This window comes from Alcanivorax sp. IL2, assembly GCF_047495475.1.
Lineage (GTDB): Bacteria > Pseudomonadota > Gammaproteobacteria > Pseudomonadales > Alcanivoracaceae > Alcanivorax.
Window position 1 is genome coordinate 2601269 of the sequence record NZ_CP179932.1, and the last position, 15739, is coordinate 2617007.

General features: G+C 58.8%; 13 protein-coding genes. 1 reads left to right on the top strand and 12 read right to left on the bottom strand.

Annotated features, from left to right (window positions below; all coding sequences use genetic code 11):
• Positions 1 to 3 precede the first annotated feature (3 nt).
• The 10 genes from trpB to leuC form a co-directional block, all read right to left on the bottom strand.
• A complete protein-coding gene (trpB, locus tag ACMG4N_RS12080) occupies positions 4 to 1215 on the bottom strand; it encodes a tryptophan synthase subunit beta (RefSeq protein ID WP_297764259.1) in 1212 nt (403 codons plus the stop codon).
• On the bottom strand, positions 1208 to 1864 hold the full coding sequence (locus tag ACMG4N_RS12085) for a phosphoribosylanthranilate isomerase (protein WP_414431826.1): 657 nt from the start codon (positions 1862 to 1864) through the stop codon (positions 1208 to 1210). The genes trpB and ACMG4N_RS12085 overlap by 8 nt, the downstream gene beginning before the upstream one ends.
• 86 nt (positions 1865 to 1950) lie before the next feature.
• A complete protein-coding gene (gene truA / locus ACMG4N_RS12090; protein ID WP_414431828.1) occupies positions 1951 to 2754 on the bottom strand; it encodes a tRNA pseudouridine(38-40) synthase TruA in 804 nt (267 codons plus the stop codon).
• A 227-nt stretch (positions 2755 to 2981) separates the two neighbouring features.
• The gene (locus ACMG4N_RS12095; RefSeq protein ID WP_414431830.1) at positions 2982 to 6122 is read right to left on the bottom strand and encodes a FimV/HubP family polar landmark protein; all 3141 of its coding nucleotides are present in this window, start codon (positions 6120 to 6122) and stop codon (positions 2982 to 2984) included.
• Between the two features lie 164 nt (positions 6123 to 6286).
• A complete protein-coding gene (locus ACMG4N_RS12100) occupies positions 6287 to 7300 on the bottom strand; it encodes an aspartate-semialdehyde dehydrogenase (RefSeq protein WP_414431832.1) in 1014 nt (337 codons plus the stop codon).
• Between the two features lie 125 nt (positions 7301 to 7425).
• The gene (gene asd, locus ACMG4N_RS12105) at positions 7426 to 8538 is read right to left on the bottom strand and encodes an aspartate-semialdehyde dehydrogenase (RefSeq protein WP_297764272.1); all 1113 of its coding nucleotides are present in this window, start codon (positions 8536 to 8538) and stop codon (positions 7426 to 7428) included.
• A 62-nt stretch (positions 8539 to 8600) separates the two neighbouring features.
• A complete protein-coding gene (leuB, locus tag ACMG4N_RS12110; RefSeq protein ID WP_297764276.1) occupies positions 8601 to 9677 on the bottom strand; it encodes a 3-isopropylmalate dehydrogenase in 1077 nt (358 codons plus the stop codon).
• Positions 9678 to 9722: 45 nt separating this feature from the next.
• A complete protein-coding gene (locus tag ACMG4N_RS12115) occupies positions 9723 to 10163 on the bottom strand; it encodes a hypothetical protein (RefSeq protein WP_414431834.1) in 441 nt (146 codons plus the stop codon).
• Positions 10164 to 10205: 42 nt separating this feature from the next.
• On the bottom strand, positions 10206 to 10844 hold the full coding sequence (gene leuD / locus ACMG4N_RS12120; RefSeq protein ID WP_297764282.1) for a 3-isopropylmalate dehydratase small subunit: 639 nt from the start codon (positions 10842 to 10844) through the stop codon (positions 10206 to 10208).
• Positions 10845 to 10854: 10 nt separating this feature from the next.
• Entirely contained in the window at positions 10855 to 12273 is a 1419-nt protein-coding gene (gene leuC / locus ACMG4N_RS12125; RefSeq protein WP_414431836.1) for a 3-isopropylmalate dehydratase large subunit, read from the bottom strand.
• Positions 12274 to 12432: 159 nt separating this feature from the next.
• Here leuC and ACMG4N_RS12130 point away from each other — a divergent pair, with 159 nt between their 5' ends.
• Positions 12433 to 13308 (top strand): LysR family transcriptional regulator, encoded by an 876-nt coding sequence (locus ACMG4N_RS12130; protein ID WP_084573342.1) that lies wholly within the window; start codon positions 12433 to 12435, stop codon positions 13306 to 13308.
• Between the two features lie 4 nt (positions 13309 to 13312).
• On the opposite strand, the gene ACMG4N_RS12135 is transcribed toward ACMG4N_RS12130, so the two are convergent.
• Both ACMG4N_RS12135 and aroC read right to left on the bottom strand, forming a co-directional pair.
• Entirely contained in the window at positions 13313 to 14467 is a 1155-nt protein-coding gene (locus tag ACMG4N_RS12135; RefSeq protein WP_414431838.1) for an MFS transporter, read from the bottom strand.
• A 109-nt stretch (positions 14468 to 14576) separates the two neighbouring features.
• A complete protein-coding gene (aroC, locus tag ACMG4N_RS12140; protein WP_297764290.1) occupies positions 14577 to 15668 on the bottom strand; it encodes a chorismate synthase in 1092 nt (363 codons plus the stop codon).
• Positions 15669 to 15739 lie beyond the last annotated feature (71 nt).

The window sequence follows — 15739 nt, forward strand, 5'->3', positions numbered from 1 at the left end:
TCCTTAAAATTCAATGCCATCGATGGCGGCGACAGTCAGAATATCCTTGTCTCCACGACCGGACAGGTTGATAACGATGTCCTGATCCGGAGACATGGTCGGAGCCAGTTTGCGAGCATAGGCCAGCGCATGAGCCGATTCCAGAGCCGGCATGATGCCCTCTACCTGGGTCAGCTCACGGAACGCCGAGAGGGCTTCCTTGTCATCCGCCGACACATAATTTACCCGACCCAGATCCTTCAGCCAGGAATGCTCTGGGCCCACACCAGGATAATCCAGGCCAGCAGACACGGAATGGGTCTCGATGATCTGGCCATTATCATCTTCCATCAGGTAGGTACGGTTACCGTGCAATACACCCGGACGACCGGCACTCAACGGTGCTGCATGGCGGCCGGTTTCGATACCGTCACCCGCAGCTTCCACGCCATACATGGCCACACCATCATCATTGAGGAAAGGATGGAACAGGCCAATGGCATTGGAACCACCTCCGACACATGCCACCAGCGCATCAGGCAACTTGCCCGCCTGCTTGAGGCTCTGCTCGCGGGCTTCACGACCGATCACGCACTGGAAGTCACGCACCAGAAGCGGATACGGGTGCGGGCCGGCCACGGTACCGATGATGTAGAAGGTATCATCTACGTTTGTTACCCAGTCACGCATTGCCTCGTTCATGGCGTCTTTGAGGGTTTTTGAACCGGACGTCACCGGAATCACCTCAGCGCCCAGCAGCTTCATGCGGTAGACGTTGAGCTTTTGCCGCTCCACATCTTCAGCGCCCATATACACCTGACACTTGAGACCCAGCCGAGCCGCCACAGTGGCCGTTGCCACACCGTGCTGCCCTGCCCCGGTTTCCGCAATCACCCGCGGCTTGCCCATATGTTTGGCCAACAGCGCCTGGCCAATGGTGTTGTTCACCTTGTGGGCACCGGTATGGTTCAGGTCTTCACGCTTGAGCCAGATCTTTGCACCGCCGAGCTGCTTCGACCATCGCTCCGCCAGGTACAGCGGGGACGGACGGCCAACATAGTGGGCCAGGTCATAGTCGAAATCCGCACGGAACTGCGGATCATCCTTGAGACGCTCATACATAGCGGCCAGATCGTCCAGAGCCCCCATCAGGGTCTCGGAAACAAAACAGCCGCCAAACTGGCCGAAATGGCCTCGGGCGTCAGGAAAAGCAGAAAAATCAGGGCGTTCAGACACCAGCTACTCCTCGTATTTTCGCACTTTTGATAAAGGCGCGGATGGCGGATGGGTCCTTGACCCCTCCACTGCGGCCGCCCTGAACAGTCTTCTGCTCAACGCCGCCACTGACATCCACCGCCCAAGGCCGCACCTGTGCTACGGCATCGGCCACATTGCCCGGATGCAGGCCACCGGCCAGCACCACGGGAAGGGGCAGACCCTTGGGTAATCTGCCCCAGTTAAACGTCTCACCGGTACCACCAGGGACACCGGGCACATAGCTATCCACCAAAAGCCCAGCCGCTTCCCGATATTCCATCGCGTAGCGATACAGATCCACATCATCTTTCATTCGCACCGCCTTGATCCAGGGACGCGAAAAACGGGAGCAGAACTGCGCCGGCTCATCACCATGAAATTGCAGCAGATCCAGCGGCACCTGAGCCAATACATGGTCAATGGCGGCTTGCGATGCATTCACGAACAAACCAACCGTGGTCACAAACGGTGGCAGACTCGCACATATTGCCGCCGCCCTGGCGACCGTCACGTAACGGGGGCTGGGCTCGTAAAACACCAGACCAATGGCATCGGCACCGGCGTTTGCCGCCGCCAGTCCATCTTCGATGCGGGTGATGCCACAGATTTTGACCCGGGGTATGGCCATGGGTTCTCCAGTGTATCAAAAGCCCGGCGGATTAGGGATGTTTCGGGGCATTAGCCATAAATCATTCACCACTGCCCCGTTGCTCATTATGCCTCAAGAGAATGCGGCAACCACAGGGGGCCAAGCGGCTCTCTGGGTAAATCGAAATGGTCCGGGTATTCGATGTCCACGAGGTACAAGCCAAAGGGTGGTGCTGTTGCTGCCCCCTTGCGACGATCCCCGGATTCCAGCACCTCACGAGCCCAATAGGCTGGTCGCTTGCCCGCACCGATCGTCATCAGCACACCTGCCATATTACGCACCATATGCATCAAGAAGGCGTTAGCATGAGCTTCCAGCACGATCACCTTGCCAACTTCATGCAGTTTCAGACTGTGCAGGGTCTTGTGCGGTGACTTCGCCTGACAGTGCACACTGCGGTAAGCAGTAAAATCGTGGCTGCCAACCAGGTGGCCAGCCGCTTCACGCATGGCGTTGAGATTGAGCGGCCGATAATTCCAGGTCACCTGATTGCGATACAAGGCCGGTGGGCGTGAGTGGTTGTAGATGACGTAACGATAGCGGCGACTGACAGCAGAAAACCGCGCGTGGAAATCTTCGCTTACCGGGGTGGCCCAGCGCACGGTCACATCCCGAGGCAGGTTGGTATTGCCTCCCATGATCCAGCTTTTCATTTCCCGGGGGGCATTGGAGTCAAAATGCACCACCTGGCCGGTGCCATGCACGCCCGCATCGGTGCGACCGGCACAGACCACAGACACAGGATGGTCCGCTACTTTCGATAGCGCTTTCTCAAGGCATTCCTGCACGGTTCTTACACCGGCTTGCTGGGTCTGCCAGCCACGAAAGTCGGTACCGTCGTATTCAATTCCAAGGGCGATCCGGGCCATGGCAACCTCAGTTGAAAGGTCAAAGCTGAAAGTTAAATCGCGAACCGAAGTGCCATCCAGCCGACAAGATAAACCCGCATGTGGAGGCCTGCTTCACGGGCAGGGCGATCAACGTTCAACGCCCCACCACCACACGCTGTTTCAACGCCGAACGTTCAACTCGCAACTAAAACAAAAAGGGGGCGATACCTTAAGGCATCGCCCCCTTATTTCCTAGCGGCAGAGGGTTAACCAACCTGCCCCATCAGCTCACGGGCTTCCGCCTGTTGCTGATCGCTACCTTCAGAGATCACCTCGTTGAGGATATCACGGGCACCTTCGCTATCACCCATGTCGATATAGGCCTTGGCCAGATCCAGCTTGGTAGCGTTTTCGTCGGTCTCACCGAGGAAGTCGAAATCGTCCTCGTCACCCAGAACATCGCCGGAGGCCTGGGGTGCAACAGACGGCTCAATGTCGTCTTCCGGCTCAGCGGCAGCAACCGGGGCTTGCGGCTCAGGCGCAGGGATTGGCGCTTCAGGCTGTGACTCTTCCTGAACTGGCTCCTCATCCAGAGACAGGCTGTCGTCCTGGTCGTCCAGCTGCAGATCATCGTCGCCCAGCAAATCTTCGAGGGATGCGGCCTGATCCGGCGCCGGGGTCGGCTCGTCAGCGGGCATCTCCAGATCCAGATCGGCGAGATCATCCTTGGCGTCAGTGTCCGCAGAACCGGCCAGGGATTTCTCCGCCGCGTCCAGTTCCAGGTCCAGATCCGTCAGGGTGTCATCAACACTTTCACCAGAGTCGCCATCCAGGTCCAGGTCATCCAGGGAAAGATCCAGCTCTTCCTTACTGTCTTCACTGTCACCGGACTCATCGAACTCGAGGCTCATATCATCCAGATTCAGATCCCCGTACTCGGCATCACCGTCGCCCATGGAGGAACTGCTGACATCGTCCAGCTCCAGAACAGGGCTGGCACCCAGGGACTGCTTGTCGGCATCGGAAAGCGGCGTTTCCTGCTCAGCTTCCGCCTTGCTGTCGTCTTCAAAATCCAGACTGAAATCATCATCCAGAGAGGCCGTATCCTCGGAAGGATCCAGCATCAGGGTGTGATCTTCACTGTCGCTGTCCTCATCTGCATCCAGCTCGAAATCAAAATCAGCCAGCTCATCGCCCTGATCCCCTTTCGCCAGGTCATCAGAGGTGGCAGCAGACGATTCCGGCTCATCGGCCTGCATGGTGGGAACATCGTCATCCAGACCCGAGGACAGGCCCATTTCCAGATCATCCAGGGACAGCGCGTCGTCATCACTGTCTGCTGTCTGGGATGGGGCGCTACCCCCCAGACGGGCAATGGCCTCATCAACCTCGGGGGACGTGCCAGCAAAAATGCTGGTCTGCTGCTGGAAGGCAGCCTCGTCATTCATTTCCTTGAGCAGTTCCAACAAGCGAACTTTCAGGTCCGCCCGCTGAGGATGCTTGTTGATTTCGTTGCGCAGGAAATCCACCGCCTGCGGGTAGCGGCCGTAGGCCACATAGACTTCCACGTCTTCCAGCGGATCCTGGCTGCTAGTCTGCTGCGGAACCTCGGCATCTTCATCGTGGTCAGCGACAGCACCTGTGGCGACATTGTCATCGTCCAGGTTGAGGCCGAATTCGTCCTGGCCTTCATCATCCAGGTCTTCAAACAGCGCGCCATCGGACTCTTCATCGCCGCTATCCTTCTTCTTGCCGCGCAGCAGCAGGAAGACCAACAGCAGGATGGCAACCAGCCCCAGGCCGATATACATCAGGTTATCGAGTAACAAAGCGACAATACCGCCCTGCTCCTGGACTGGAGGCTGCGCAGGTGCCACCGGCTTTGGCTTGGCCACTTCTGGCGCTTTTTCCACTGCAGGCTCAGCCGCAGTAACGGCTGCATCAGTATTTTCCTGCGCTTCAGCGTCAACACCGTCGCCATCGCCAGCCGCTGCAGAGACATCCTCGGTGACGCCGGAATCGGTTTGTGCAACAGCAGCGCTGTCAGCATCGTCGCCAGCAGTCGGCCCGGAGGCGTCATCACCGCTTGCCGCTAATCCATCGTCGCCGCTGGCGGTGACATCCGTTTCATCATCCGCAGCCACCACTGGTTCAGCCGGCTCTTCCATTAGCGGATCATCGCCTTCCACGGCGACACCCTGCTCTTCCCGCAACTTGCGCAGTTCGTCCTGCAATTGCGCAATCTGGTCGTTACGCAGCTTCAGCAATTGCTCGCTGGTGCGAGTTTGGCTCTCAAGATCATCCAGGCGTGATTTGAGCTCGGAATTTTCCCGGTCAAGACGGTCCAGATTCTCGTCACGAATGGCCAACTCATTCTCAAGCACGGCAGTACTGGCGCTGCCATCACGGGCCGAGCCGGTGCTGTCGCCATCATCCACACCAGAGGTGGATTCCGGAGAAACCAGCTTCACCTGCCCGGTGGTCGGACCCTGCTCATCGTCATCACTGCCGGCAACCTGGCGGCTACCATCAAGCTGGGCACGCTGCTGAGGAGCCGCAATGCCACGGGCCTCCAGCATCTCGCGCCATTTACGATTCTGGTCAGCGACTTCCACGATGGCATTACGGGTAGAGATATTGCGCACTTCCTGTTCGTTGGGAATGCGTAGCACCGTGCCTTCCCGAACCAGGTTGACGTTATTGTTGATAAAGGCGTCAGAATTCATGGTCTGGATAGCAACCAGCATCTGCTGCACAGAAACGCTCTCTGCAGGACGGTTGTCCAGAGCGATACGCCACATGGTATCGGAGGCTTTTACCGTGTAGGTGTTGCGCTGACCGCTATCCGCCACAGGCTGGCTGGCAGCGGGAGCCGAGCTTACAGATTCTGACGGGGATGACTGGGCGGCCGGGCGACTCGGTGCAGCCTGCGGCTCAAATTCCGGCTCACTGCGGGTTACCGGCTGTGGCGCCCGGCTGATGGTGGGTGCAGCTGTAGAAGCACTGTCGGCATAGCTGGGCGGGTCCAGCAGCACCGTGTACTCACGCATCAGACGACCGGTGGGCCAGAGAAACTCCACCAGAAAATTCAGATAAGGTTCGCGAACCGGTTGATCCGTGGTGATATGCAGCAGCGCCTTGTCACCGGCCTGCAGCTCAACCGCAAAATCCATACGGTTGAGGAAATAGGCACGATCCACCCCGGCTGCGTCGAATTCGGCCTGCGACGCCAGGTTTACGAGGATTTCCTCTGCGGTCAGATCCCCAACCTCATGCAGGGAAATTTCCATATCCAGGGGTTGATTCAGGTAGGAATTAAGCTCGTATTCCCCAACCCCTAAAGCCGCCGCAACGCCTGGTGACATGATTACCAGTGCGGTTAAGCCAAACCCAAGTTTTCGAAGCATGGTCGAACCCTTTATTTATTATGTTTCCCGCGCTCAGCCCGATCCCGCGGGCGCTACCGGACGAACCCGAGGCGGCAAGCAGTCCTATGACGCTGATCACACATTCTGCCCCAGGCTGGAGTCAAAACCTAGAAACCGCGTCACATAATGTCAGTAAGTATCCATTACAGATAGTCTTTTAGCAACTTCTCGACCACCTTCACCGCGTTAAGAGCGGCCCCCCAACGGACATTGTCGGCGACGCTAAAATAGCTCAAACCGCCGCTGCCTTCCATGTCTTCCCGGGTTCGGGAAATCCGCAGGCGCGGCTCCCCTTCCACCGATGCCACCGGGGACATTGCCTGGGGGTCGTCATTTTCCAGTACATCCAGATCATTCTGTCCCTCCCAGACCGCCAGCGCCTGCGCCATTGCCAGGGGCTGAATGCTACGAACCGACACACTCTGGCCGTGGCCGTAGAACACCGGCACCCGCACCGTGGTGACCTGGACCGACAAGGGTTGGTCGGCCAGCACTCTGCGGGTTTCCAGCATCAGCTTGAGCTCTTCGCTGGTAAAACCGTTTTCCTGAGCTTGTCCGCTGACCGGCAGTACATTAAAGGCAATCTGGGCCTGGGCCGCCTCACTGGGCGACAAGCCATTGAGCAAGCGCACGCTCTGCTGGGCCAGTTGATCTACCCCACTCCTGCCTGTTGCAGACACCGCCTGAAACTGTGTCACCACCACTTCCTGCAGCGGGGCCATATCAGCAAGAGGCTTGAGCGCCCGCACCAGCTGCACGGTGGCGGCATCCGCGCAGGCCACCAGATTGTTTTCCCGGGCCTGACCAAGCAGCTCATCATTAACATCGGCTACCAGCAGCGGCACACCAGATCCGTAACGAAACGCCGGTGACAAATCCACCGCCACTGCACCTGCCTCGGCGGCACGGGGCGCCAATTGCTGACTCACAGTGGCCCCGGCAGCAAACAACGTCACCTCCACTTGCGAAAAGTCGAAGTCCTCAGCTTTCTTGACGGTCAACGATTTGCCGCCGAAGGACACCTTGCCCCCGGCGCCGTTTTCAGATGCCAACACAAAAAGCTCGCCGACCGGGAATTGCCGATCTGCCAGCAGCTTGATAATAGCCTCGCCGACCAGTCCGGTTGCACCGACAATGGCAAGATTGATTGAACGCATAGAAACCTCGCTACAACGATGCTGCGGGAGCACGGATCACGCCCCCACAAATACGAACGCGGGCACGGCCTTGATATCCCCCGGCCCTGCCCGCGTTTTTACACTTCCCAACTGTTAGCGACTTATCAGCGCTCCATAAGGATACGCAGCATGCGACGCAGCGGCTCCGCCGCGCCCCACAACAGCTGGTCGCCCACGGTAAAGGCGTTCAGGTACTCGCCGCCCATGTTGAGCTTGCGCAAGCGACCGACCGGGACACTCAGGGTGCCGGTCACCGCCGTGGGGGTCAGATCCCGCAGGGTGGCCTCTTTCTCGTTGGGCACCACTTTCACCCAGTCATTGGCCTTGCCGATGATGTCGTAGATTTCATCCAGCGGCACATCGCGGGTGAGCTTCACAGTCAGCGCCTGGGCGTGGCAGCGCATGGCACCGATACGCACACAGGTGCCATCCAGAGCAATGGGATCCGCGCCTCGGCCCAGGATCTTGTTGGTTTCGGCCTGAGCCTTCCACTCTTCCTTGCTCTGACCGTTTTCCATTTCCTTGTCGATCCAGGGCAGCAGAGAGCCCGCCAGGGAATGACCGAAATGGTCCGTGGGCAGATCGCTGCTGCGCATGGTCGCGGCTACCTGGCTGTCGATATCCAGGATCGCACTGCCCGGGTCAGCCAGCTTGTCTGCCACATCGCCATGAATCTTGCCCATCTGGGCGATCAGCTCGCGCATGTTCTGGGCACCGGCGCCGGAGGCTGCCTGGTAAGTCTGGGCACTGGCCCATTCGACCAAACCTTCATTGAACAGGCCACCCAAGGCCATCAGCATCAGGCTGACGGTGCAGTTGCCACCCACATAATCCTTCACACCCTTATCCAGGGCATTGTCGATCACATTGCGGTTGACCGGGTCCAGCACGATAACGCTGTTGTCCGCCATGCGCAGCGCAGAAGCAGCATCAATCCAGTAACCGTCCCAGCCAGCTTCACGCAGCTTGGGATACACCTCATTGGTGTAATCGCCACCCTGACAGGTCACGATCACATCCAGGCTTTTCAGCTCATCAATGCTCTTGGCATCGCCCAGGGCAGGAATATCCTTGCCCACATCGGGGCCCGCCTGTCCGACCTGGGAGGTCGAGAAAAAGACCGGTTCGATATCTGCAAAATCATTTTCGGCAATCATGCGCTCCATCAGAACGGAACCCACCATGCCACGCCAGCCGACAAAACCGACTTTCTTCATTGGAAAACTGTCTCCTGAAAGGATTGCCCTTTCTATCTGTGAATAAACAGGTGAACGCGCTATTACGCCTGGGCCAGAGCTTCAGCCACGGCGTTACCCATCTCTTCAGTGCCCACTTTGCGAGTGCCCTCGGTGTAGATGTCCGCAGTACGCAACCCCTGATCCAGTACCCGCTCTACCGCAGCTTCAATGGCATCAGCCACATCGCCGCGCTCCAGGCTATAACGCATCAGCATGGCCAGCGACATGATGGTCGCCAGCGGGTTGGCAATACCCTGGCCGGCAATATCCGGTGCCGAGCCGTGGCAGGGTTCGTACAAGCCCTTGCGGTTCTCGTCCAGGGACGCGGAGGGCAGCATTCCGATGGAGCCGGTGAGCATGGCGGCTTCATCGGAGAGAATGTCACCGAACAGGTTACCGGTGACAATCACATCAAACTGTTTCGGCGCACGCACTAACTGCATGGCCGCGTTGTCCACATACATATGAGACAACTCGATCTCCGGGTAGGCTTTGGCCTCCTCGGTGACCACTTCTTTCCAGAGTTCTGTGACTTCCAGCACGTTGGCCTTGTCCACCGAACAAACGCGCTTGTCACGTTTCATGGCAAGCTCGAAAGCGACCTTGGCGATACGGCGCATTTCCGATTCGGTGTACACGTAGGTATTGAAACCCACGCGCTCGCCGTTCTCTTCCTTGATACCGCGGGGCTGACCGAAGTAGATGCCGCCGGTCAGCTCACGCACAATCAGGATATCAAGGCCGGAAACCACTTCGGGTTTCAGGCTTGAGGCATCCGCCAGCTGCGGAAACAGGATCGCCGGGCGCAGATTGGCGAACAGCCCCAACGAGGAACGCAGGCGCAGCAGGCCGCGCTCCGGGCGCTTGTCCCGCTCGATGGTGTCCCACTTGGGGCCACCAATGGAGCCAAACAGGATCGCATCCGCAGCGCGGGCCTTCTCCAAAGTACCTTCCGGCAGCGGATCACCTTCCGCATCCACCGCCGCGCCGCCCACAAGGGCCTCGTCCAGCTCTACATCGAGGCCAAACTTCTGTTTGGCGACATTCAGCACCTTCACCGCTTCATCCACGATTTCCGGGCCAATACCGTCACCGGGCAACACCAGTACCTTGTTCATTACCTGCTTCCTGTTACTACTTGATCCAAGTGCTTGATCGCTTGATTAAAAGTTTTTGCTTACCAGCACATCGTCAGGTGCCGAGGCCTTGACCAGCTCCAGAGTGTAGTCACCCTTGTTGCCGGACGACGGCTTCACCCGCACCTGGTAAATCCCCTTTTCTTCAAAGGTATGGCGGAATTTGCCGAACCGCAGGATGCCGCCCTGGTCGGCAAACACTTCCACGGAACGCTCGCCGGCATCAATGAATACCGACTCCACACCGCCCTGCTCGGAAATCCGGTCACCGTCGACCTTGAAAATTTCCGCCTTGGCTGAGCTGCTGCTGGGCATCTGCCAGCCACCACCGCCATCACCTTTTGCGGCTACGGAAAGCTGGTTGTCCATGCTCAGTTTGGCCGCATCACCCGCGTCCGGTTCGTTGTACATGCCGGTCGCACACCCGGCCAGAGTCAGTACTGACAGCAAAGATAAAATTCGCAACATGTGTCGCCTCCTTGTTTTTTCTTTTAATGGTCCCGGACTCTGTTACTGGAAAATCCAGGGTTCCCGCTCGGCGCGGCGTGCTTCATAGGCACGAATGGTATCTGCCTCGTTGAGCGTGAGGCCGATTTCATCCAGACCATTGAGCAGACAATGCTTGCGAAATTCATCAATCTCGAACGCCAGCGGCTCCCCGCTTTCCGGGATCACCTGCTGTTGCTCCAGATCAATGGTGATTCGCAAGCCTTCCTTCCCTTCCACCGCTCTGAACAGGGCTTCCACGTTATCCTCAGACAACACAATGGGCAATAACCCGTTTTTGAAGCAGTTGTTGTAGAAGATATCCGCAAAACTCGGTGCGATGATGGCCTTGAAACCAAAATCCATCAGCGCCCAGGGCGCATGCTCACGGCTGGAGCCGCACCCGAAGTTACGACGGGTAAGCAAAATGCTGGCACCCTGATAACGGGGCTGGTTCAGCACAAAGCCCTCGTTTTTCGGGCGCTGGCTACTGTCCTGGCCAGGAAACCCTTCATCCAGATAGCGCCACTCATCAAACAGATTCGGCCCGAAACCGGTACGCTTGATGGACTTGAGAAATTGCTTGGGAATGATCTGGTCGGTGTCCACATTGGCACGATCCAACGGCGCGACCAGCCCTTCCTGACGAATAAACTTTTCCATGATGTGCTCCTCAGGCCTGGTCGAGTTCGCGAATATCCACAAAATGGCCCGCCACCGCAGCGGCCGCGGCCATAGCCGGACTCACCAGATGCGTGCGACCGCCATTGCCCTGACGCCCCTCGAAATTACGGTTGGAGGTGGACGCACAGTGCTCACCGGCTTCCAGGCGGTCAGGATTCATGGCCAGACACATGGAGCAACCCGGCTCCCGCCATTCAAAACCTGCGGCAATAAAGACCTTGTCCAGACCTTCCTTCTCAGCTTGCTGCTTGACCAGGCCAGAGCCAGGCACCACCAGCACTTGCTTGACGGAATCCGCTTTGCGGCGACCCTTTGCCACCTCGGCGGCGGCTCGCAGGTCTTCAATACGGGAATTGGTGCAGGAGCCGATGAAGACCCGGTCCACCTGGATATCCGTGACCGGAATACCCGGTTTCAGCCCCATGTACTCGTAGGCGCGCTGCATGCCAGAGCGCTTCACCTCATCGCTCTCGGCCTGCGGGTCCGGCAACATGGCATCCACCGGCACCACCATCTCGGGGCTGGTGCCCCAGGACACCTGCGGGCGGATATCCGCCGCGTCGATGGTGATGTCCTGAGCGAAGACTGCATCCTCGTCGGAAACCAGGGTGCGCCAGTATTCCACGGCCTTGTCCCAGTCTGCCCCACTGGGTGCAAAGGGACGGCCCTTGACGTAGTCAATGGTGACATCATCCACCGCTACCATCCCGGCACGGGCACCCGCCTCGATGGACATGTTGCAGATGGTCATGCGGCCTTCCATGGAGAGGCTGCGAATGGCACTGCCGGCAAATTCAAGCGCATAGCCGGTACCACCGGCGGTGCCGATAATACCGATGATATGCAACACCACATCCTTGGCGGTAACACCCGGGCCGAGCTCGCCTTCCACGCTGACACGCATGTTGTTCATTTTCTTGGCCACCAGCGTCTGGGTGGCCAACACATGCTCCACCTCACTGGTACCGATACCATGGGCCAGACAAGCCAGCGCCCCATTGGTGGAGGTATGAGAATCACCACAGACCACGGTCATGCCGGGGACCACAGCGCCCTGCTCCGGGGCCATCACGTGAACGATGCCCTGACGCACATCGCCGATGCCGAATTCGGTAATGCCGAATTCCCGGGTGTTGTCCTGCAGGGTCTGCACCTGAATCCGTGAGGTTTCATCCACGATTTCAGCAGCTGACTTGAACGGCGTAGTGGGCACGTTATGGTCGATGGTCGCCACACTGGCCCCAATGCGCCAGGGTTTACGGCCGGCCAGACGCAGACCCTCAAACGCCTGGGGCGACGTCACCTCATGGATGATCTGACGATCAATGTAGATCAGGGCGGAGCCATCCTCACGCTCGGTGACGAGATGGGCGTCCCACAATTTGTCATAGAGGGTCTTGCCGGCCATGTTTCTCTCCCTGCGTCGCCCTGCAGCAACGCTGCAATCACGACTGGTTTGTCAATAACTATTAATGTAGGGTTCACCCATCAATAAATCCAATTCATATTTTTCATTTTTAAGATAACCAATTATTATCTCGCAACCGAACAACTGGATGCCCCGGTAATGATAGACACACCGACCCTGAGCGCCTTCATGGGAGTGGCTGAAACCGGCTCGTTTTCTGCCGCCGCAGAGCGCCTCTACATCACGCAGCCCGCCATCAGCAAGCGTATTGCCCTGCTCGAACAGCAGCTTGGCGCCCGTCTGTTTGACCGGGTGGGTCGCCAGATTCAGCTTACCGAAGCGGGCCGCTCCCTGCTGCCCCGGGCCCGACAGGTGTTGATGGACGTGGAAGACATGGCTCGGGCCATCCACGACCTGTCCGGCTCTGTCACCGGCAAATTGCGCATCGGCACCAGCCACCATATCGGCCTGCATCGTCTGCCACCGGTGCTGCGTCAGTTCTCACGGGACTACCCGCAAGTGGAACTTGACATCCATTTTATCGATTCGGAAGAAGCCTGGGAGGGAGTGCTGCACGGGGAGTTGGAAATGGGTGTAGTCACCCTGCCCCCGCAGCCGGATGAGCGCTTGCAAAGTGATGTGATCTGGCGCGATCCGCTGGTGTTCATGTGCGCACCGGAACACCCGCTTGCCAAGGTGGACAATATCACCCTGGAAACCCTCACCGGCTACAGCGCTATCCTGCCGTCACCGGTTACCTTTACCCGTGGCATCGTGGAGCGGCTATTTGACGAGCACAATCTGAAGCTCAATATCGCCATGTCCACCAACTATCTGGAAACCATTCACATGATGGTCTCCATCGGCCTGGGGTGGAGCGTACTCCCCGCCACCATGGTGGATGGCTCAGTGGTGGAATTGGCCGTGGATGTGCCGTTGCCGGAGCGGGAGTTGGGCGTGGTAATCCACCCTGCACGCACTCGCTCCAATGCCGCCAGGGCGTTTTTGCAAGCGCTGGAAGCATCCGGTCTATAGTTGTTTAAGCGGCTGCATCCCGGGAACGGGTAACCCCGCCAACGACCAGCAAGATGGCCGCCAGCACGGCGGCCAGCGCGGCACCGAAAAACAGATTCGCCCCCCACTGCTGCCACAGCAACCCGGACAACCCGGCCCCCGCCGCCCAACCTGCGCCAAAGCCCAGGCTGGAATACAGGGCCTGCCCCTGACCACCCAGTGACGCCCCGAACTGCTTGTGCACCCAGGCAATACTGGCCGCGTGAAAGCTGCCAAAACTGGCAGCGTGGAGCAGCTGGGCAAGTGCCAGCCATAACAACGAATCGGCCACCACCCCAATCAGCAGCCAACGCAGGGCCGCCAACAGCAGACTGGCGACCAGAATCCAGGGAATGGAGAAACGCCGCATCAACCGATGCATAATCAGAAACAGCCCCACTTCTGCCAGAACCCCCAGCGCCCACAGGCTACCCACCACAAACTTGCTGAAGCCCAGATCCTGCAGATAGATACTGTAGAAGGTGTAGTAAGGCCCGTGAGAGAGCTGCATCAGAAAGGCCGACACCAGAAACAGGGAAACGGCCGGGCGGCGCAACACACGCCACACCGATGGGCCACCCTCTTCCCGGTGACGCGCCCGCCCGTCACCCGCCGGCAAGGTCAGCGTACCCAGCCACAGCAGCCACAGCAGCGCGCTTAACACCCAGGGCAGCAGGTCAGTGCCGAGCCGGTCCAGCGCCTCGCCAAGCACCAGCACCGCCAGGATAAACCCCACCGACCCCCACAGGCGCACCAGACTGTAACGGTGAGACTGACGCCCCAGAGACTGCAGGGTAAGCACTTCAAACTGGGCCAGTACCGCGTTCCAGAAGAAACTGAACGACACCAGCAGTGCCGCCATGGACCAGAACTGATCGACCCAGAACACCGGCAAGAACACGATCGCCGCCAGCAGGTTGCCAGTACGAATGATACGTAGCCGCTGGCCACTACGATCCGCCAGCCAGCCCCACAGGTTAGGCGCACCAATCTTGGTCAGCTGCGGAATGGCCATCAGCAGGCCGATAGCAGCAGCGCTGAAACCCAGGTCCTTCAGGTACAGGGACCAGTAAGGCACCAGGGTGCCCAGTAGTCCGAAATAGAGGAAATAGAAGCCTGACAGTCGCCAGTAATAGGGCATCAGAAAACACAGTCCTTTGCCAAAACCGGTACATGGAGAGCCAGAAGGATACGAACAACACCCTGTAACCTGCACAGGCTGCCGTTGGTATCCCCCATTGTCTGCTTACTTACCCGGGAATCGGCGGGAAAGGCGGTTTCACATCACCATTCTGGGCCCGATGGCGCAGGCAGTGATCCATCAGCACCAGCGCCAGCATGGCTTCAGCGATGGGGGTGGCACGCACACCCACGCAGGGATCATGACGCCCCTTGGTAACCACTTCCAGCGGATTGCCTTGCAGATCAATACTCTTGCCGGGAATCAGAATGCTGGAGGTGGGCTTGAGTGCCATGGCCACACGGATGGTCTGACCGGAGCTGATACCGCCGAGCACGCCGCCGGCGTGGTTGCTGAGAAACCCTTCCGGGGTCATCTCATCCCGGTGTTGCTCACCGCGCTGGTTGACCACCGCAAAGCCGTCACCCACTTCCACGCCCTTGACCGCATTGATGGACATCATCGCCTTGGCCAGGTCCGCGTCGATACGATCGAATACCGGCTCGCCCCAGCCCGGCGGTACGCCGTCGGCAAACACTTCCACCCGCGCGCCAATGGAAGAACCATCCTTGCGCAGGGCATTAATGAGCGCTTCCAGCTCCGGCACCTTCGCCGCATCCGGGAAGAAGAAGGGGTTGCTGTTCACCGTGCTCCAGTCGAGCTGCTCCGCTTTTACCTCACCGATCTGGGTACAGCCGCCATAGATACGAATACCCAAGGTCTGCTCCAGATACTTGCGGGCAATGGCGCCGGCCGCCACGCGCATGGCGGTTTCCCGGGCGGAGGAGCGACCGCCACCCCGGTAATCGCGAAAGCCGTATTTCTGGGTGTAGGTATAGTCCGCATGCCCAGGCCGGAAGGTGGTGGCAATGTCGGAATAGTCCTTGGACTTCTGATCCGTGTTTTCGATCAGCAGGCCGATGGAGGTGCCGGTGGTCTTGCCCTCGAACACCCCCGAGAGGATCTTCACCTGATCCGGCTCGCGACGCTGGGTGGTGTAGCGGCTGGTGCCGGGCTTGCGCCGGTCCAGCTCGATCTGCAGGTCCTCCTCGCTGATTTCCAGCCCCGGCGGGCAGCCATCAACGATGGCCCCCAGTGCCAGGCCATGACTCTCACCAAAGGTGGTGATGCGAAAACGTTCACCAAAACTGTTGCCGGACATGCGGATCCTCAAAAAAGCATTGGGCCAGTGCTTCCCCCCCTTCACCTGCCCGGTAAAAGGAGGCATCAGCG

Excerpts from the sequence above, each read along its gene's own strand:
- ACMG4N_RS12130 (WP_084573342.1), top strand. The coding sequence starts at position 12,433 with ATGATAGACACACCGACCCTGAGCGCCTTCATGGGAGTGGCTGAAACC.
- aroC (WP_297764290.1), bottom strand. The coding sequence starts at position 15,668 with ATGTCCGGCAACAGTTTTGGTGAACGTTTTCGCATCACCACCTTTGGT.
- ACMG4N_RS12135 (WP_414431838.1), bottom strand. The coding sequence starts at position 14,467 with ATGCCCTATTACTGGCGACTGTCAGGCTTCTATTTCCTCTATTTCGGA.
- truA (WP_414431828.1), bottom strand. The coding sequence starts at position 2,754 with ATGGCCCGGATCGCCCTTGGAATTGAATACGACGGTACCGACTTTCGT.
- ACMG4N_RS12115 (WP_414431834.1), bottom strand. The coding sequence starts at position 10,163 with ATGTTGCGAATTTTATCTTTGCTGTCAGTACTGACTCTGGCCGGGTGT.
- leuC (WP_414431836.1), bottom strand. The coding sequence starts at position 12,273 with ATGGCCGGCAAGACCCTCTATGACAAATTGTGGGACGCCCATCTCGTC.
- leuD (WP_297764282.1), bottom strand. The coding sequence starts at position 10,844 with ATGGAAAAGTTTATTCGTCAGGAAGGGCTGGTCGCGCCGTTGGATCGT.
- asd (WP_297764272.1), bottom strand. The coding sequence starts at position 8,538 with ATGAAGAAAGTCGGTTTTGTCGGCTGGCGTGGCATGGTGGGTTCCGTT.
- ACMG4N_RS12100 (WP_414431832.1), bottom strand. The coding sequence starts at position 7,300 with ATGCGTTCAATCAATCTTGCCATTGTCGGTGCAACCGGACTGGTCGGC.
- ACMG4N_RS12095 (WP_414431830.1), bottom strand. The coding sequence starts at position 6,122 with ATGCTTCGAAAACTTGGGTTTGGCTTAACCGCACTGGTAATCATGTCA.
- leuB (WP_297764276.1), bottom strand. The coding sequence starts at position 9,677 with ATGAACAAGGTACTGGTGTTGCCCGGTGACGGTATTGGCCCGGAAATC.
- ACMG4N_RS12085 (WP_414431826.1), bottom strand. The coding sequence starts at position 1,864 with ATGGCCATACCCCGGGTCAAAATCTGTGGCATCACCCGCATCGAAGAT.